The 16,824-nt window shown below is 58.3% G+C and carries 19 protein-coding genes; 12 read left to right on the forward strand and 7 right to left on the reverse strand.

Going from position 1 to position 16,824, the window contains the following annotated elements; genetic code table 11:
* Positions 1–53 precede the first annotated feature (53 nt).
* Complete coding sequence (locus tag ACZZ0B_RS18500) at positions 54–455, reverse strand: DUF2177 family protein (RefSeq protein ID WP_463545941.1); 402 nt, start codon at positions 453–455, stop codon at positions 54–56.
* Positions 456–570: 115 nt separating this feature from the next.
* Positions 571–1,407: a CvfB family protein gene (locus ACZZ0B_RS18505; protein WP_008086223.1), complete on the reverse strand. Its 837-nt coding sequence runs from the start codon at positions 1,405–1,407 to the stop codon at positions 571–573.
* A 341-nt stretch (positions 1,408–1,748) separates the two neighbouring features.
* On the opposite strand from ACZZ0B_RS18505, the gene ACZZ0B_RS18510 reads away from it, so the two are divergent.
* From ACZZ0B_RS18510 to ACZZ0B_RS18520, 3 genes are all read left to right on the forward strand, one after another.
* Complete coding sequence (locus ACZZ0B_RS18510) at positions 1,749–1,937, forward strand: hypothetical protein (RefSeq protein WP_016985943.1); 189 nt, start codon at positions 1,749–1,751, stop codon at positions 1,935–1,937.
* A 217-nt stretch (positions 1,938–2,154) separates the two neighbouring features.
* Entirely contained in the window at positions 2,155–2,871 is a 717-nt protein-coding gene (locus ACZZ0B_RS18515; protein ID WP_463545942.1) for a TorF family putative porin, read from the forward strand.
* 77 nt (positions 2,872–2,948) lie between these two features.
* Positions 2,949–3,818, forward strand: coding sequence for a DUF6279 family lipoprotein (locus ACZZ0B_RS18520; RefSeq protein ID WP_463545943.1), 870 nt, complete (start codon positions 2,949–2,951; stop codon positions 3,816–3,818).
* Positions 3,819–3,946: 128 nt separating this feature from the next.
* Here the strand turns inward: ACZZ0B_RS18520 and ACZZ0B_RS18525 are convergent, their stop codons facing one another.
* Positions 3,947–4,339, reverse strand: a complete 393-nt coding sequence (locus ACZZ0B_RS18525) for a transcriptional regulator (protein WP_463545944.1) — start codon at positions 4,337–4,339, stop codon at positions 3,947–3,949.
* A gap of 175 nt (positions 4,340–4,514) precedes the next feature.
* On the opposite strand from ACZZ0B_RS18525, the gene ACZZ0B_RS18530 reads away from it, so the two are divergent.
* The 4 genes from ACZZ0B_RS18530 to ACZZ0B_RS18545 all read left to right on the forward strand — a co-directional run bounded on the left by ACZZ0B_RS18530 (position 4,515) and on the right by ACZZ0B_RS18545 (position 7,043).
* A complete protein-coding gene (locus tag ACZZ0B_RS18530) occupies positions 4,515–5,249 on the forward strand; it encodes a DUF899 domain-containing protein (RefSeq protein WP_463545945.1) in 735 nt (244 codons plus the stop codon).
* 74 nt (positions 5,250–5,323) lie between these two features.
* The gene (locus tag ACZZ0B_RS18535; RefSeq protein WP_008088865.1) at positions 5,324–5,599 is read left to right on the forward strand and encodes a hypothetical protein; all 276 of its coding nucleotides are present in this window, start codon (positions 5,324–5,326) and stop codon (positions 5,597–5,599) included.
* Between the two features lie 247 nt (positions 5,600–5,846).
* The gene (locus tag ACZZ0B_RS18540; RefSeq protein ID WP_008088867.1) at positions 5,847–6,431 is read left to right on the forward strand and encodes a papain-like cysteine protease family protein; all 585 of its coding nucleotides are present in this window, start codon (positions 5,847–5,849) and stop codon (positions 6,429–6,431) included.
* 12 nt (positions 6,432–6,443) lie between these two features.
* On the forward strand, positions 6,444–7,043 hold the full coding sequence (locus ACZZ0B_RS18545; protein ID WP_463545946.1) for a hypothetical protein: 600 nt from the start codon (positions 6,444–6,446) through the stop codon (positions 7,041–7,043).
* Positions 7,044–7,097: 54 nt separating this feature from the next.
* On the opposite strand, the gene ACZZ0B_RS18550 is transcribed toward ACZZ0B_RS18545, so the two are convergent.
* Positions 7,098–8,438 carry a DEAD/DEAH box helicase gene (locus ACZZ0B_RS18550; protein ID WP_463545947.1) on the reverse strand — a complete coding sequence of 447 codons (1,341 nt, stop codon included), beginning with the start codon at positions 8,436–8,438 and terminating at the stop codon, positions 7,098–7,100.
* A gap of 191 nt (positions 8,439–8,629) precedes the next feature.
* Here ACZZ0B_RS18550 and ACZZ0B_RS18555 point away from each other — a divergent pair, with 191 nt between their 5' ends.
* On the forward strand, positions 8,630–9,928 hold the full coding sequence (locus ACZZ0B_RS18555; protein ID WP_008088873.1) for a mechanosensitive ion channel family protein: 1,299 nt from the start codon (positions 8,630–8,632) through the stop codon (positions 9,926–9,928).
* Between the two features lie 89 nt (positions 9,929–10,017).
* Here the strand turns inward: ACZZ0B_RS18555 and ACZZ0B_RS18560 are convergent, their stop codons facing one another.
* From ACZZ0B_RS18560 to ACZZ0B_RS18570, 3 genes are all read right to left on the reverse strand, one after another.
* Entirely contained in the window at positions 10,018–10,875 is an 858-nt protein-coding gene (locus tag ACZZ0B_RS18560) for a carboxylate/amino acid/amine transporter (RefSeq protein ID WP_463545948.1), read from the reverse strand.
* Between the two features lie 321 nt (positions 10,876–11,196).
* Positions 11,197–11,796, reverse strand: coding sequence for an FMN-dependent NADH-azoreductase (locus tag ACZZ0B_RS18565; RefSeq protein ID WP_053118168.1), 600 nt, complete (start codon positions 11,794–11,796; stop codon positions 11,197–11,199).
* Positions 11,797–12,024: 228 nt separating this feature from the next.
* The gene (locus ACZZ0B_RS18570; RefSeq protein ID WP_008086430.1) at positions 12,025–12,339 is read right to left on the reverse strand and encodes a hypothetical protein; all 315 of its coding nucleotides are present in this window, start codon (positions 12,337–12,339) and stop codon (positions 12,025–12,027) included.
* Positions 12,340–12,388: 49 nt separating this feature from the next.
* Between ACZZ0B_RS18570 and ACZZ0B_RS18575 the strand changes: the two genes are divergently transcribed.
* From ACZZ0B_RS18575 to ACZZ0B_RS18590, 4 genes are all read left to right on the forward strand, one after another.
* Complete coding sequence (locus tag ACZZ0B_RS18575; RefSeq protein ID WP_008086429.1) at positions 12,389–13,312, forward strand: LysR family transcriptional regulator; 924 nt, start codon at positions 12,389–12,391, stop codon at positions 13,310–13,312.
* Positions 13,313–13,326: 14 nt separating this feature from the next.
* Positions 13,327–14,130, forward strand: coding sequence for an alpha/beta fold hydrolase (locus tag ACZZ0B_RS18580; RefSeq protein ID WP_463545949.1), 804 nt, complete (start codon positions 13,327–13,329; stop codon positions 14,128–14,130).
* A gap of 3 nt (positions 14,131–14,133) precedes the next feature.
* Positions 14,134–14,697, forward strand: coding sequence for a peptidylprolyl isomerase A (locus ACZZ0B_RS18585; protein ID WP_008086426.1), 564 nt, complete (start codon positions 14,134–14,136; stop codon positions 14,695–14,697).
* Between the two features lie 88 nt (positions 14,698–14,785).
* Positions 14,786–16,618 (forward strand): ABC transporter ATP-binding protein, encoded by a 1,833-nt coding sequence (locus ACZZ0B_RS18590; protein ID WP_463545950.1) that lies wholly within the window; start codon positions 14,786–14,788, stop codon positions 16,616–16,618.
* The last annotated feature ends 206 nt before the right edge of the window (positions 16,619–16,824 follow it).

Here is a 16,824-nt window from a genome sequence, read left to right on the forward strand (position 1 = left end):
TGCGCCGCCATTCGCTGGCAAGCCAGCGATGGCGTCAGTTCAATCAACCCTGCTCATGGATCTGAATGCAGTCGTTTAGCCAACAGAAACCCGACGGTACACGCCAGCGCAGTGGCAAACGTCCCCCACGCCCAATCCATCAACGACACCTGCACCGACCACCCGCGCAGCGTCGCCCAATTGGTCAGGTCATACGTGCCATACGCCACCAGCCCCAACAAGGCGCCCATCTTCGCCGCCCGCTGCCAGCTCACTGCGGGCAACACCACAAACACCAGACAACCAAAAACATACAGGCAATAAAAAACCGCTGCCGGAACCAGCAGCGGTTTTTCGAGCATCAGCGAACCGAGCAGTTCGCGATAGGTCGGCGCCATCAACAGCCCGAGCCAGATGCCATCCAGCAGCAGAAACGTCACCAGCGTGGCAACGTAAGCCATCAGCGTTCTTTTCATCACACCGCCCTCAATGTAGGAGCTGCCGAAGGCTGCGATCTTTTGATCTTGTCTCCTAAAAGAAACATCAAAAGATCGCAGCCTGCGGCAGCTCCTACGTGGGGCCAGCGGTGGCTCAGGTTAGTTCAATGCGATCGGCATGGATGACGATCTTGCCTTCTTTGTACAGCGAGCCGATGGCCTTCTTGAAGTTGCCTTTGCTGACACCGAACAGGCTGCTGATCAAGGCCGGATCGCTCTTGTCGCTGACCGGCAGCGTGCCGCTGTTGTCACGCAACTTGGCGAGGATCTTCGAGTTCAGGCTGCTGGCCGCTTCCTGGCCAACCGGTTGCAGGCTCAGGGCAATCTTGCCGTCGGCACGCACTTCCTTGATGTAGCCCTTCTCGCTCATGCCGGCGCGCATGAACTTGAAGATTTCGTTCTTGTGGATCAAACCCCAGTGCTTGTTGTTGATGATCGCCTTGAAGCCCATGTCGGTAGCTTCGGCAACCAGCAGATCAACTTCCTGGCCCTGGCTGTAGTTGGCCGGGGTCTTGTCGAGGTAGCGATCCAGACGCGCCGTGGCGGTGATGCGGCGGGTGTGTTTGTCGAGGTAGACGTGCACCACGCAGTATTCACCGGCGGTCATCTGCCGTTTCTCTTCGGAATACGGCAACAACAGATCTTTCGGCAGGCCCCAATCGAGGAACACGCCAATGCTGTTGACTTCAACTACTTTCAGGCTGGCGAATTCGCCAACCTGAACTTTTGGTTTTTCCGTGGTAGCGAGAAGTTTGTCTTCGCTGTCCAGATATACGAATACGTTGAGCCAGTCTTCATCTTCGCTGGGAATATCTTTAGGGATATAACGGTTGGGCAAAAGAATTTCGCCGTCGGCACCGCCGTCCAGATATAAACCGAAGTTAGTGTGTTTAACCACTTGCAAACTGTTGTAACGCCCGACTAAAGCCATTTCCAGAACCCTCATTGCGTGGGCGGCATTCTACCCGTTTTTGCCGTGAACGTTGGCCGGCAGATCCGTGGATGACAGAAAATCCCGCGCAGCGCTCTGATTTCGCGAGGTCGCGCCTGCTCGGGGCGCCGCTCGTCAGTCCGGAGCAGCACCTCGCGGCAAATCGCCACAGTGCGTTTTCTCTAAAATGTTCTTATTTAAAACAGCAGGTTAGACCGATATTTCGAAGATTGAATCGAGAGTAATGCAGCGCGCAGGTTGGTTATTCCGGGGGATATTTACCAAGCAATTGTCAAGTTATTCCTGTACGATGCCTGGCCGAGTTACTTTTCTACAGGTTAATGGCCGCCATGCGTGTAAAAGCATCCACCAGCAAAGCAAAGCCAGCTCCAGCCGTTGAAACCAGCGAATCGATCAACGATCAGATCGCAGCGTTCCTCAAGTCCGGCGGCGAGATCCAGCAAATTGCCAAAGGCGTCAGTGGCCAGACGTTCGGCCCGTCCAAGCAGATCAGCCTGGGCAAAAAGTAATACCCGGTTTTACACCCGTCCAGAGGCGCTTTGAGCTTCGAAGCGTCTGGACTGGCACCGCGCAACACCCCCTCCGTTTTAAACCAACCCAATAGCAAAATTGCAGAAATCGACGAACGGCCATCAATGCCGAGCATTCGCCGGTATCCTTGCACGCGTCTAGATCAAGCGTTTCAGCAGGCCATATGCCCTGCGCTCGCTGTTCATGGAGTGACGCATGCGCAAAACATCCTGTTTATTGCTTGTGAGCCTGCTGGCTGGCACGAGCGCGCACGCCCAGGTTTTCCAGCGTGAACTCGGCGACTTCGACCTCAAGCTCGGCACTACACCCACGCGGAGCATGGCCCAGGGCCTGGTCAAACCTTCGGCAGCCGGTTCGTTTCATGGCGGTCTCGATCTGAGCCACGACAGCGGCCTCTACGTCGGCCAGTACGCACCGAGCATGGGCATCACGCCTGGCAAGAATCTGGAAATCGACTCATACGTCGGCTTCAAGCAGCCTTTTGATCAGTCCCTCGGCTATGAAGTCGGGATGATCCACTACAGCTATCCCAGCGTGGAAACCCTCGACAGCCAAGAGCTGTTCGGCGGTCTGACCCTGCTCGGCAGCCGTTTCGGCGTGGCCCTGAGCAACGACCCGGATAAACAGAACAACACCCTGTTTGCCGACCTTGGCGGCAATCAGCCGTTCGGCATCGGTGTCAGCATGAAATACACCACTCACCAATTGAACACACCAGTGGCCGTGGACGGTGGGTACGTCAGCAGTTTCACTGATTGGTCGGTGAAACTGTCCCGGCCGTTCATGGGTGTCGACCTCGACCTGATCTACAGCAATTCCAGCCTCAGCGGCAGCGATTGCTCGGCCTATTCCGGGCACAACAGCGAGTGTGACGGCCTCGTCACTCTCAAGGCTGCTCGCGCGTTCTATTGATTGGCTGAACTGCCGGGTTCATTCTGCGTTCACATAAGAATCAGATTCCCCAGGCTGGCCATCGCAAGGATTCGCCCATGTCTCGCTGGTTCAAGCACATCGCCGCATTGTTGATCTTCACCCTCGCCCTCGGCGCCTGCAGTCGCGTCGGCCTGGCCTATCGCAACCTCGACGTGATCATTCCGTGGACGCTCAGCGACTATCTGGACATGAACGGCGAGCAAAAGGACTGGTTTAACGAGCGACTCAAAGAGCACCTGAACTGGCATTGCACCACGCAACTGCCAGGTTATCTGGACTGGCTGGATCGTTTACAGAGCATGGTCGAGAGCAACCAGATCACCGACGCCGCGTTGCAGGCGCGCACTGCCGAAGCCAAGCAGGCGATTGCCGAAACGGCGAAGGCAATCACGCCTTCGGCCATCGAGTTGTTGCAAGGCCTGGACGATAAACAAGTGGCCGAGATGAATGACGCGTTTGCCAAGGACCTGCGCAAGCGTCAGCAGGAATACCTCAAACCGCCGCTTGATCAACAGATTGCCGAGCGTGGCGCACGCATGGTCAAACGCCTGAACGACTGGCTGGGGCCGTTGAGCGCTGCGCAGGAACAGCGGGTAATGGCGTGGTCGACCGCTCTGGGCGATCAGTACACCCAATGGATCGCCAACCGGGTGCATTGGCAGAAGCAGTTCAGTGCAGCCGTCGCACAGCGTAAAAGCCCCGAATTCCCACAGAGAATCGAGACGCTGCTGGTCAATCGCGAGAGTTTATGGACAGCGGATTACCGCAAGGCCTTCGCCGATACCGAGGCGCAGGGACGCTCGCTGGCGGTTGACCTGATGGCTGAAAGCACGCCGCAACAGCGGCAGCGGTTGTTGAAGAAGATCGAAGGGGTGCGCAAAGATTTCAACGACCTCAAGTGCCTGAAGGCCACGCAAAAAAACTGAACATACCGAAATCCAATGTAGGAGTGAGCCTGCTCGCGATAACGGACTTCCAGTTACATCAATGTTGACTGGAAGACCGCTATCGCGAGCAGGCTCACTCCTACAGGGTACAGGGGATCTGCGTGAACTCAGGCGATCTGGGCTTTTGAAGCCACTTCATCAAACGTCGCCTCGGCCAGCGGATCCTCCTGCTCATCCAGCACTTGGCGCGGATGGTCATTACCGGGGATGCTGCTGTCGATCAGGCTCAGCAGGCTGGAACCGCGTGGCGTCAGCACAAAATTGTTTCCGGTGCTGCCCTCCTCATCCGGGCGCGGTGCGATATAGCCGCGCAGGAGCAACAACCTTTCATAGTCGCAGGCCAGCGTTTTCAGGTGATCAAGGTTATCGATCGGCTCGCCGGCGCTGGCTTTCTCCGCCGCATAGTCTTCGGCATAAGCCCGTGGGGCAAAGCTGTGGCCCGCACTGTTCTGCACTTCGTGCAGCAAACGTTCAATCAAATCCCAGTTATAAGTCGTCATCCTGATACAACCTCCGGTGCGCGTGATTAATGGCGCGTTCATAGGTTGTGACCGAAGTCGGCCGTAGCCGTTCAGCCGCATTTGCCGAGCCGACCGACCGGCGGTCTGTCGATTTCACGCGGGGTTAAACGACTAGTCTGAAACAGACGGTTTCAACCCCGCAGGAGAAATCATCATGAACGTTGAGAATCATCCAGTGGTGTCGCGCGAAGAATGGCTCGCCGCCCGCAAACAACATCTCGCCGACGAAAAAGCCTTCACCCAACAACGCGACCGCCTCAGCGCCCAACGTCGTGCCTTGCCTTGGGTGAAGGTCGACAAGGACTACCACTTTCAAGGCCCGAGCGGCGAACTGAAACTGGCCGACCTGTTTGGCCAACACAGCCAGTTGATCGTTTACCACTTCATGTTCGCCAAGGATTGGGAGGAAGGCTGCCAGGGCTGCTCCTTCCTCAGCGATCACATCGACGGCGCCAACCAGCATCTGGCCCATCACGACATTGCGGTGGTAGCTGTTTCTCACGCGCCATTCAATGAGTTTCAGGACTTCAAACGGCGGATGGGCTGGAAGTTTGACTGGGTATCGTCAGACGGCTGCGACTTCAACTATGACTTCGGCGTGTGCGCGCGTGCTGAAGATGTCGCCGCTGGAAAGGCTACGTACAACTACGAAAAGACTGACAGCGCCGAGGAGGAAATGCCCGGGCTGAGCGTGTTTTATCGCGACTCAAAGGGCGACATCTTCCACACCTATTCAACTTACGCACGTGGCCTGGACATGTTGGTCGGCGCCTACAACTACCTCGACCTGACGCCCAAGGGCCGCAATGAGGACGAGATCATGGAGTGGGTGCGGCATCATGATCGTTATGAAGGCGATTCCAGGTCGAGTTGCTGTCACTCCGAGTGATGAGCAATGAACTTTTCGCCCTCTCCTGGCCTCAACCGGTTAACCCGCCTTAACCGGAACTGAGGCCTGCCCCGATGAAGACCCTGATCAAGCTCACCCTTGCCGCCACCCTCGCTTGCGCCCTGCCCGTCTGGGCCTGTACGCCGGAAGAGGCGACTGCCAAACGTGAACAACTGGCCAAGGAAGTTGCCAAGCTCACCGAACAGAATCCGGCCAAGGCCAAAGAGATCAACGCCGAGTTGCAGAAGATGGATCTGGGCACGGCCAGCAAGGATTTGCCGGACAAGTGCCAGCTGATTGATCAGCGGCTGAAAGAGTTGGGTACCGCCGAAAAGAAAGCCGACAGCTAAAAGCAAAAGATCGCAGCCTGCGGCAGCTCCTACACCAAACCCTGTAGGAGCTGCCGCAGGCTGCGATCTTTTGCCTTTATAAATGCACAAATGCATTTATTTATTTGCACAAACGCATATCCACATCTACGGTTACATCGAGCAAAGAGATCGGCAACCGCCATCGGAGATGGCGACCCTGAAGCGCCGATCGCTCGGCAACACCCTTACAAGCGGGACGCTTGTTTTCATTCATGGAGGATTGAAAATGTTAACCACTGAAGCAAGACCCTTTACCAGTGAATCACTGCCAAGGTGCCTCATCGGCCATCTGCTCGACCCACAACTGGTCGAAGTCGAAGCGGCCGAACATGCCAGCGCGCTTGCCGCTGGCAGCCTGAACTTCAACATGCAGCAACAAACCCAGACCAACTGGTGCTGGGCTGCCGTGTCCGCCTCGGTTGGCAACTACTACGGCACCGGCAACTGGACGCAGTGCGGTGTCGCCAGCACTCAGCTCGATCGCAATTGCTGCAATCAGCCGGGGCCGTGCAATGTTTACGGCTATCTGGATTCGGCGCTGCAAACCACCCGCAGCTACAACGGCATGAATCAAGGCTCGTTGCAGATGTCGGCGATCCAGAACCAGATCAGCATGGGCCGCCCGGTCGGCCTGCGTTGCGCCTGGTACGGCGGCGGTGCGCACTTCCTGACGATCTACGGCACCAACGGCGATTACGTGCTGGTCGCGGACTCGATCTACGGTTATTCGACCCGTGCGCTGAATGCCTTTCCCCGTGCCTATAACGGTGGCGGCAACTGGACTCACACTTACTTCACGGTCAAAAACTAGGAGGGCGACATCATGCAACTGACTTATCCAAAGGCGCCTTCCAATGGCGTACAGACTTTGCGCCCGGCGCTGCAAGCCGCACTGCAAACCCACGGTTTTGGCGCCAACCGCCAGTTCGCCAACGCTGCACCTGCGAAAATCAGCCTCAGTGAAGCCTATCGTGGCTACTCGCTCAGCCTGGATGACCTGAGCAACGGCAAAGGCCTGAAAGACGCGCGGATCGGCGATTGGCATTACCTGGTGTTTGCCGATGGCGTGACGATTGCCGATGCGCAACTGGCCGAGGTTCGCGGTCACGTCGAGTTCGCCTCGCTCAACCACGGTAGCCATGCCGCTGCCACGGTCAGTGCGCTGAAACTGGCGGAGCAGGCGCCGCAGTTGCAGGGTAAAAGCGTCGAACTGCGTGTGCTGTTTGTCTCGGCGCTGCACGTTGTGGCGATCTGGCTGCACGCCGATGGCGAAGATGTGCTGATCCCGATCGAGCCGACCCCGAAGGAACTGGCGAGCCCCCGGTTGTACGCTGAAGCGGCATTACTGGCGCAGTTGAAGCCGGCAGCCGAGCAAGCCAAGCGGCGCTTCGACGCCGACACCAGTGGCCAACTCGGCAACTGATGGACGAAAAAAAACCCGGACACTGTCCGGGTTTTTTTGTGCGCCTGAAACGACTTATTCAGCCGCTGGCTCTGTCGGCTTGCGGCGCTTGAGCGGCGCCATGCCGTCGCTGCTGACCAACGAGTCCGGCTTCGGACGGTTGACGCTCTTGCGCTTGGTCGGCGTCTTGGCGGCAGCTTTCTTCTTGTCGCCCTTGGCGTCAGTCTTTTTCTTCTTCACGCCAACGGCTTTGCCCGAGGCCTTGACCTTCTTCGGACCGCCATAGACGCCTTTGACTTCCTTGATGGTGCGACGCTCGAAGCTTTGCTTGAGGTAGCGCTCGATGCTCGACATCAGGTTCCAGTCGCCGTGGCAGATCAGCGAGATCGCCAGGCCGTCGTTACCGGCGCGGCCAGTACGACCGATGCGGTGCACGTACTCGTCGCCGCTGCGTGGCATGTCGAAGTTGATCACCATGTCCAGACCATCAACGTCCAGACCACGAGCTGCAACGTCGGTCGCCACGAGGATCTTCACGCCGCCCTGCTTCAGACGATCGATCGCCAGTTTGCGATCCTTCTGGTCTTTCTCGCCGTGCAGTACGAACGCTTTGTATTCCTGAGCCACCAGACGGCCATAGATACGGTCGGCCATGGCGCGGGTGTTGGTGAAGATGATCGCCTTCTGGTAGGTCTCGTTGGCCAGCAGCCAGTTCACGATCTGCTCTTTGTGCTGATTGTGGTCGGCGGTGATGATTTGCTGACGGGTGGTCGAGTTCAACTGGCTGACCGCGTTGAGCTGCAAGTGCTCAGGGTTGTTCAGCACCTTGGCGATCATCTCGCGCAGGCCGGAACCACCGGTGGTGGCCGAGAACAGCATGGTCTGCTGACGGTTCGGGCATTCGTCGACCAGACGCTGAACGTCTTCGGAGAAGCCCATGTCGAGCATGCGGTCGGCTTCGTCGAGCACCAGCACTTCGACTTCTTTCAGGTCGAGGTTGCCGGCGTTGAGTTGCTCGATCATCCGGCCCGGGGTGCCGATGAGAATGTCCGGCACCTTGCGCAGCATGGCGGCCTGGACCTTGAAGTCTTCACCGCCGGTGATCAGGCCGGATTTGATGAAAGTGAACTGCGAAAAGCGTTCAACTTCCTTCAGCGTCTGCTGGGCCAGCTCGCGGGTCGGCAGCAGGATCAGCGTCTTGATGCTGACACGAACCTTGGCCGGGCCGATCAGGCGATTGAGGATCGGCAGAACGAAAGCGGCGGTTTTGCCGCTACCGGTTTGCGCAGTCACCCGCAAATCACGCCCTTGGAGCGCCAGCGGAATGGCCGCGGCTTGCACAGGCGTTGGCTCGACAAATTTCAGCTCGGCCACAGCTTTAAGCAGGCGTTCGTGCAGGGCGAATTGGGAAAACACGGGTGCTACCTCGAAGATATGCAAAAAAACAGCTGCATAGGTTACCGGTTTCGAGCGCTCAGGCCGAGTTTCTTTGTGCAAACGGCAGCAATCAGTGCTTTTTTTGTTGCTCGATTTGTCTCCAACGGTAATACGCGACGTCTTAAATGCTCTAATCGCCCATCGCGTCTTACAGAAGAATCGTTGCTCATATGGATTTCAAACAGCTCTGGCTCAACGCCCAAGACCTCTGGGGCACTCTCGAACAGCATCCGCTCTTGCAGGCCGGCCTCGCCCTGACGGTGTTGCTGGTGGTCGCGCTGGTACTCGGACGAGTGGCTCGTTATCTGATCCTGCACGCCAGCCGCATGCTCGGGCGCCAACCGGCGCTGCACTGGATCAATGACTTTCGCCACAACAAGGTGTTTCAGCGCCTGGCGCAGATGACGCCATCGCTGGTGATTCAGTTCGGCCTGCACCTGGTGCCGGAACTGAGCAAGACCGCCATGACCTTTCTCGGCAATGTGGCGCTGTCGTTCACCATTCTGTTCCTGTTGCTGGCGGTGAGCGCCCTGCTCAATGCCCTGCTGGACATCTACGCCCGTACCGAACACGCCCGCACACGCTCGATCAAAGGCTATGTGCAACTGGCGAAAATGGTCTTGTACGTATTTGGCGCGATCATCATCGTTGCCACATTGATCGACCGCTCGCCGTTGTTGCTGCTGTCCGGTCTCGGTGCCATGTCGGCGGTGATTCTGTTGGTCTACAAGGACACGCTGCTGTCGTTCGTTGCCAGCGTGCAATTGACCAGCAACGACATGCTACGGGTCGGCGACTGGATCGAAATGCCGCAAGTCGGCGCCGATGGCGATGTGGTCGACATCACCCTGCACACGGTCAAGGTGCAGAATTTCGACAAGACCATCGTTTCGATCCCGACCTGGCGCTTGATGTCCGAATCGTTCAAGAACTGGCGCGGCATGCAGCAATCCGGTGGGCGGCGGATCAAACGCAGCCTGTTCATCGACGCCAGCGGCGTACGTTTCATCCGCGATGACGAAGAAGAGAAGCTCTCCCAGGTGCATCTGCTGACCGACTACATGAGCCGCAAGAAAGCCGAGCTCAAGGCGTGGAACGAGGCACAGGGCAACGTCGCGGCGATGTCGGCCAACCGCCGGCGCATGACCAACATCGGCACCTTCCGCGCGTATGCGCTGGCGTATCTGAAGAGTCACCCGGAGATTCAACCGAACATGACCTGCATGGTCCGCCAGATGCAAACCACGGCGCAGGGCATTCCGCTGGAAATCTACTGCTTCACCCGCACCACGGTGTGGGCGGACTACGAGCGGATTCAGGGGGATATTTTTGATTATCTGCTGGCGGTGTTGCCGGAGTTTGGCTTGAGCCTGTATCAGCAGCCGAGTGGCGGGGATTTGCGTTCGGGGCTGCTGCCGGCGGTGCTCGGCGCGGCTAGCATCCCCGAGCCGCAAAAACACCTGATGTAACCCCATCCCCATGTAGGAGCTGCCGCAGGCTGCGATCCTTTGATCTTTAAAATCAAAAGATCGCAGCCTGCGGCAGCTCCTACATTCAGTTATGCGGTGCGGCGGATGCCCAGTCGGCTGATCCACACGGCGGCGAGGATGACGCTGCCGCCAAGGAACAACCGCCCCAGTTCCTCATGCTGATTCCAGATCAGCAAGTTCAGCAGCAAGCCCACCGGCACATGCAGATTGTTCATCACCGCCAGCGTGCCGCCGTTGACCATGCACGCACCCTTGTTCCACCAGTACATGCCCAGCGCGGTCGAGACCAGGCCGAGAAACAGCAAAACGCCCCATTGCAACGGCGCTTCAGGGAGGAAGTTGGCTTTGCCGAACATCAGAAATGCCGGCAGTACCACCGCCAGCGCGCCGAGGTAGAAGAAGCCGAAACGCCGGTAATGCGGCAGATCGCTCGGGTGTTTCGCCACCAGATGCTTGTACATCACTTGGCCTGCGGCGTAGGTGAAGTTGGCCAGTTGCAGCAGCAGGAAGCCCATGAAGAAGTCCGAGTTGATGCTGTCAAAGCGAATCACCGCCGCCCCGCCCACTGCGACCAGCGCGGCGATCAGCGCCCACGGGTTGAAACGGCGGTTCAGTGCATCTTCGATCAACGTCACGTGCAACGGTGTGAGGATGGTGAACAGCAACACCTCCGGCACCGTCAGCACGCGGAAGCTCAGATACAGGCAGACGTAGGTCACGCCGAACTGCAAGGCGCCAATCATCAGCATGCCGCGCATGAACGACGGTTCCACCGAGCGCCAGCGCGTCAGCGGAATGAACACCAGCCCGGCCAGCACCACACGCACCAGCACGGCGAAGTAACTGTCGACATGACCAGCCAGGTATTCGCCGATCAGGCTGAAGGAAAACGCCTGGATCAGCGTGACAAAAAGTAGATAGCCCATGCTCGCCCCTAATTCGAATGGCGGCGACGATAGCGGTTTTCGATTGTGCAACCAACACAAATCCCCGTGTAGGAGCTGCCGCAGGCTGCGATCTTTTGATGTTGATTTAAAAAAAACAAGATCAAAAGATCGCAGCCTGCGGCAGCTCCTACAGGGGATCGGTGAGTTACGGGCAAAAAAAAGCCCGATCTCGCTAATGCGTTCAATCGGGCTACAGCACTCAGGAGCAACAAGTGCAAAGGGAGGTTCGATGCGCGTAGAGCCTTGAAGGGGTTGCGCCAGGTCACTTAAACAATCGGCGATTATCTGGCGATTAACATATCAAGCGACTTGGGACAGCTTGGCGTTGGCCTGATTGAGGCCCTTCTCCTGGAAGTCGCCACCGAGGTTCATGCCTTCGGCGTGGATAAAGGTCACGTCGTTGATACCGATGAAACCCATGACCTGACGCAGGTACGGTTCTTGATGATCGGCCGGGCCGCCGGCGTAGATGCCGCCGCGAGCGGTCAGCACGTAAGCACGCTTGCCGCTGAGCAGGCCTTGCGGGCCGGTTTCGGTGTACTTGAAAGTCACGCCGGCACGCAGCACGTGGTCGAGCCAGGCTTTGAGGGTGCTCGGGATGGCGAAGTTGTACATCGGCGCAGCCATCACCAGCACGTCAGCGGCGAGCAGTTCATCAGTCAATTCATTGGAGCGATCCAGCGATGATTGTTCGCTGGCGTTGCGCTGTTCGGCAGGCTTCATCCAGCCACCCAACAGGTTGGCGTCCAGATGCGGTACCGGGTTCACGGCGAGGTCACGCACGGTGATCTGATCGGCAGGGTGCGCCGCTTTCCACTGACTGATGAAGGTCTGGGTCAGTTGACGGGATACCGAGTCTTGCTGGCGAGCACTGCTTTCAATGATCAGAACGCGGGACATGGTGTGTAGCCTCCATCCGAGAATGTTGTAAGTCGATGGAGTGAAGGTTAAACAGAGTTGAATCGATGAAAAAGCGCAAATAATTGCTGCAAAGTATCGAATAATTCGTTTAGATGCCGAACCATGCTCTTGTAGGAGTGAGCCTGCTCGCGATAGCGGTGTATCAGTCGCATAGATTTATCTGACACACCGCTATCGCGAGCAGGCTCACTCCTACAGGGATCGGTGTTATTTCGGGGTGCAGGTCAGTTTGATGCGCAGCTTGATGATCTCGCGGGTGAACTTGGCCGTGGCGTTTTTATGCTTGCCCGCGGCCACTTCGATGTTGCGGGTGCGCGGCGCCTCGGGACCATTGCTGAAAACGGCCTTGCACACTGCATCGACATCACCGTAGTTGGCCACCCGGATGGAGCCGATGTCGTTATCCGTGTCGAAGGTTTCGTAGTCGATCTTGAGACCGTTGAGATCCTTCTGCACATCGATCGGGTACGCAAAAGCAGTCAACGGCAGCAGCGCCAGCACCACACAACAGAATTTTTTCATTCGGCAGTCTCCATGAGGGACGGCCAGCTTAGGACAAGAGGAGCTATTGATGAAAGCGCCCCGCGTGACCCTGGATCAATGGCGAACGTTGCAGGCAGTGGTCGACCATGGTGGGTTTGCCCAGGCCGCCGAGGCCCTGCACCGTTCGCAATCGTCGGTGAGCTACACCGTCGCGCGCATGCAGGACCAGCTCGGCGTGCCGCTGTTACGCATCGACGGGCGTAAAGCTGTGCTCACCGAGGCCGGCGGTGTGCTGCTGCGCCGCTCGCGGCAATTGGTGAAACAGGCCAGTCAGTTGGAGGACCTTGCTCATCACATGGAGCAAGGCTGGGAAGCTGAAGTGCGGCTGGTGGTCGATGCCGCCTACCCGAGCGCGCGGATCGTTCGCGCGTTGACCGCGTTCATGCCGCAGAGTCGTGGTTGCCGCGTACGTCTGCGTGAGGAAGTATTGTCGGGCGTCGAGGAAGTATTGCTCGAAGGCGTCGCCGATCTGGCCATCACCGGCCTGAGCATTCCCGGCCACCTCGGTGCAGAATTGAGCGACGTCGAGTTCATTGCCGTCGCCCACCCTGATCACCCGCTGCATCGGCTCAATCGCGAACTGAGCTTTCAGGATCTGGAAACCCAGATGCAAGTGGTCATCCGCGACTCCGGCCGCCAGCAACCCCGGGATGTCGGCTGGCTCGGCGCCGAACAGCGCTGGACGGTCGGCAGCCTCGCCACTGCCGCAACCTTTGTCAGCAGCGGTCTGGGTTTTGCCTGGTTGCCCCGGCACATGATCGAGCGGGAATTGAAAGATGGCTCGCTCAAGCTGCTACCGTTGGACAGGGGCGGCACTCGCAACTCCAGCTTCTACCTGTATTCGAACAAGGACAAACCCTTGGGCCCGGCCACGCAAATCCTCATCGAACTGCTGCGCACCTTCGATACGTTACCTCTGGATGCGCCGTACGCCGCCCCCGAACAAGCCTGACACGGAGTTCACCGATGGCCTATTTCGAGCACGAAGGTTGCAACCTGCACTACGAGGAATACGGCCACGGCACGCCGTTGCTGCTGGTTCACGGGCTCGGTTCGAGCACGCTGGACTGGGAACTGCAGATCCCGGCACTGGCCGCGCATTACCGGGTGATCGTCCCGGATGTACGTGGCCACGGGCGCTCGGACAAACCCCGTGAGCGCTACAGCATCGCCGGCTTCAGCGCCGATCTGCTCGCGCTCATCGAGCATCTGAGCCTTGGCCCGGTGCATTACGCCGGGCTGTCGATGGGCGGCATGATCGGCTTTCAGTTCGGCGTCGATCATCCGCAAATGCTCATGAGCCTGACCATCGTCAACAGCGCGCCGGAAGTCAAATTGCGCAGCCGCGACGATTACTGGCAGTGGTTCAAGCGCTGGAGCCTGATGCGCGTGCTCAGTCTCGCCACGATCGGCAAGGCCCTTGGCGGCAAACTTTTCCCCAAACCCGAGCAGGCTGATTTGCGGCAGAAGATGTCCGAGCGCTGGGCAAAAAACGACAAACGTGCTTATCTCGCCAGCTTTGATGCGATTGTGGGCTGGGGCGTTCAGGAACGACTTTCCCGAGTGACCTGTCCAACCCTCATCGTCAGCGCCGACCGTGACTACACACCCGTCGCGCTGAAAGAAACCTATGTAAAACTGCTGCCCGATGCGCGGCTGGTAGTGATCGCCGATTCGCGCCACGCCACCCCGCTCGATCAACCCGAACGTTTCAATCAAACGCTGCTGGCGTTTCTCGCCACAGCCGACCTTCAATCTCAGGATCACTGACCCATGCTGAAAAAACTCGCCCTCGCCGCTGGTACCGTGCTGTTTGCCGCCAACCTGATGGCCGCGACTCCCGCCAAAGCGCCGCACGTGTTGCTCGACACCACCAACGGCCAGATCGAAATCGAACTGGATCCGGTCAAGGCGCCGATCAGTACCAAAAACTTTCTCGATTACGTCAACAGCGGTTTCTACACCAATACCATTTTCCACCGCGTGATCCCGGGCTTCATGGCTCAGGGCGGCGGTTTCACCCCGCAGATGCAACAGAAAGACACCAAGGCGCCGATCAAGAACGAAGCCAGCAACGGCCTGCACAACGTTCGCGGCACCTTGTCGATGGCACGCACCTCCAACCCTGACTCGGCCACCAGCCAGTTCTTCATTAACGTGAAGGACAACGACTTCCTCGACCCGGGCCGTGACGCCGGTTACGCGGTGTTCGCCAAAGTGGTCAAGGGCATGGACGTGGTCGACATCATCGTCAACTCGCCAACCACCACCAAAAGCGGCATGCAAAACGTGCCTTCCGACCCTGTGATCATCAAGTCGGCCAAAGTCATCGACTAAGCTGTACAGGGCGAATCGAGCGGCGTGAATTCAACCTCACGCCGCTCACACCGATAAAAGGAGAGCCCGGATTCCGGGCGGTTATCTGATGCTCTATCGCCGTTTTGAACAACTGATCGACATATTCCGCGACGCCCCGACAGCATCCCCTCCCGATCGCGTCTGGCCCTTCTATACCTATTACCTCAAACAAGTCTGGCCGAGTTTTGCCGCCCTACTCGTCGTTGGCCTGTTCGCCGCGCTGATCGAAGTGGCGCTGTTCAGTTACCTGAGCCGCATCATCGACCTGGCCCAAGGCACGCCCAACCCGAATTTTTTCCACGACCACGCCTTCGAACTGACGTGGATGGTGGTGGTGGCGCTGGTGCTGCGGCCGATTTTTTTCGGCCTACACGACCTGCTGGTGCATCAGACCCTGAGCCCCGGCATGACCAGCATGATCCGCTGGCAGAACCACAGCTACGTGCTCAAACAGAGCCTGAATTTCTTCCAGAACGACTTCGCCGGGCGCATCGCCCAGCGCATCATGCAGACCGGCAACTCGCTGCGTGACTCGGCGGTGCAAGCAGTGGATGCGCTGTGGCACGTGGTGATCTACGCGATCAGCTCGCTGGTGCTATTCGCCGAGGCCGACTGGCGCCTGATGATCCCGCTGCTGACGTGGATCGTCGCCTATATCGGCGCGCTCTACTACTTTGTGCCACGGGTCAAACAACGCTCGGTGGAAGCCTCCGACGCGCGCTCGAAACTGATGGGGCGCATCGTCGACGGCTACACCAACATCGCCACGCTGAAGCTGTTCGCCCACACCAATTTCGAACAGCACTACGCCAAGGAAGCCATCGAAGAGCAGACCGTCAAAGCGCAAATGGCCGGTCGTGTGGTCACCAGCATGGACGTGGCGATCACCACCATGAACGGCCTGCTGATCGTCGGCACCACCGCGTTGGCCCTGTGGTTGTGGACACAGTCGTTGATCACTGTCGGGGCGATTGCTCTGGCGACCGGCCTGGTGATTCGCATCGTCAACATGTCCGGCTGGATCATGTGGGTGGTCACTGGCATCTTCGAAAACATCGGCATGGTGCAGGACGGTTTGCAGACCATTTCGCAACCGGTCAGCGTCACCGATAAGGATCACGCCAAACCGCTGGAAGTGGCCCGTGGCGAAGTGCGTTTCGAGCACGTGGATTTTCACTACGGCAAGAAGCGCGGGATCATCGGCGACCTGAACCTGAACATCAAAGCGGGGGAAAAAATCGGTTTGATCGGGCCGTCCGGCGCCGGCAAATCGACCTTGGTCAACCTGCTGCTGCGTCTGTATGACGTCGAGGGCGGGCGCATTCTGATCGACGGGCAGAACATCGCCGACGTCGGTCAGGAAAGCCTGCGCGAGCGCATCGGCATGATCACTCAGGACACCTCGCTGCTGCACCGTTCGATCCGCGACAATTTGTTGTACGGCAAACCGGATGCGACCGATGCCGAACTTTGGGACGCAGTGCACAAGGCCCGCGCTGACGAGTTCATTCCGCTGCTGTCGGACGCCGAGGGCCGCACCGGTTTTGACGCGCATGTCGGTGAGCGCGGGGTGAAGTTGTCCGGTGGCCAGCGGCAACGTATCGCCATCGCTCGGGTGCTGCTCAAGGATGCGCCGATCCTGATCATGGACGAAGCGACTTCAGCACTGGATTCGGAAGTCGAAGCGGCGATTCAGGAAAGCCTGGAAACGCTGATGCAGGGCAAAACGGTGATCGCGATTGCCCACCGACTCTCGACCATCGCGCGCATGGATCGGTTGGTGGTGCTGGAAAACGGCAAGATCGCCGAGAGCGGCACTCACGCCGAGCTGCTCGCCCATCGCGGGCTGTATGCGCGACTGTGGGCGCATCAGACCGGCGGGTTCGTCGGGATCGATTGATCCCAAACCATAAGATCAAAAGATCGCAGCCTGCGGCAGCTCCTACAGGGGAACGCATTCCAATGTAGGAGCTGCCGCAGGCTGCGATCTTTGCTTTTTGTCGCCGCTGGAAATCCGTTAAAACCCTGCTGTACTCAGCCAAGGTTCCGGAATGGGAGCCTGTCGTAAGTCTGCAAGGACGCACAACTCGATGCAGTCTCGATAGC

The sequence above is a fragment of the Pseudomonas sp. AC247 genome (genome assembly GCF_979258015.1).

Coding starts and splice junctions, on each gene's coding strand:
- ACZZ0B_RS18545 (WP_463545946.1), top strand. CDS start 6,444: ATGCAACTGACTTATCCAAAGGCGCCTTCCAATGGCGTACAGACTTTG.
- ACZZ0B_RS18570 (WP_008086430.1), bottom strand. CDS start 12,339: ATGAAAAAATTCTGTTGTGTGGTGCTGGCGCTGCTGCCGTTGACTGCT.
- ACZZ0B_RS18520 (WP_463545943.1), top strand. CDS start 2,949: ATGTCTCGCTGGTTCAAGCACATCGCCGCATTGTTGATCTTCACCCTC.
- ACZZ0B_RS18590 (WP_463545950.1), top strand. CDS start 14,786: ATGCTCTATCGCCGTTTTGAACAACTGATCGACATATTCCGCGACGCC.
- ACZZ0B_RS18580 (WP_463545949.1), top strand. CDS start 13,327: ATGGCCTATTTCGAGCACGAAGGTTGCAACCTGCACTACGAGGAATAC.
- ACZZ0B_RS18525 (WP_463545944.1), bottom strand. CDS start 4,339: ATGACGACTTATAACTGGGATTTGATTGAACGTTTGCTGCACGAAGTG.
- ACZZ0B_RS18500 (WP_463545941.1), bottom strand. CDS start 455: ATGAAAAGAACGCTGATGGCTTACGTTGCCACGCTGGTGACGTTTCTG.
- ACZZ0B_RS18515 (WP_463545942.1), top strand. CDS start 2,155: ATGCGCAAAACATCCTGTTTATTGCTTGTGAGCCTGCTGGCTGGCACG.
- ACZZ0B_RS18575 (WP_008086429.1), top strand. CDS start 12,389: ATGAAAGCGCCCCGCGTGACCCTGGATCAATGGCGAACGTTGCAGGCA.
- ACZZ0B_RS18505 (WP_008086223.1), bottom strand. CDS start 1,407: ATGGCTTTAGTCGGGCGTTACAACAGTTTGCAAGTGGTTAAACACACT.
- ACZZ0B_RS18535 (WP_008088865.1), top strand. CDS start 5,324: ATGAAGACCCTGATCAAGCTCACCCTTGCCGCCACCCTCGCTTGCGCC.
- ACZZ0B_RS18585 (WP_008086426.1), top strand. CDS start 14,134: ATGCTGAAAAAACTCGCCCTCGCCGCTGGTACCGTGCTGTTTGCCGCC.
- ACZZ0B_RS18565 (WP_053118168.1), bottom strand. CDS start 11,796: ATGTCCCGCGTTCTGATCATTGAAAGCAGTGCTCGCCAGCAAGACTCG.
- ACZZ0B_RS18510 (WP_016985943.1), top strand. CDS start 1,749: ATGGCCGCCATGCGTGTAAAAGCATCCACCAGCAAAGCAAAGCCAGCT.
- ACZZ0B_RS18555 (WP_008088873.1), top strand. CDS start 8,630: ATGGATTTCAAACAGCTCTGGCTCAACGCCCAAGACCTCTGGGGCACT.
- ACZZ0B_RS18530 (WP_463545945.1), top strand. CDS start 4,515: ATGAACGTTGAGAATCATCCAGTGGTGTCGCGCGAAGAATGGCTCGCC.
- ACZZ0B_RS18560 (WP_463545948.1), bottom strand. CDS start 10,875: ATGGGCTATCTACTTTTTGTCACGCTGATCCAGGCGTTTTCCTTCAGC.
- ACZZ0B_RS18540 (WP_008088867.1), top strand. CDS start 5,847: ATGTTAACCACTGAAGCAAGACCCTTTACCAGTGAATCACTGCCAAGG.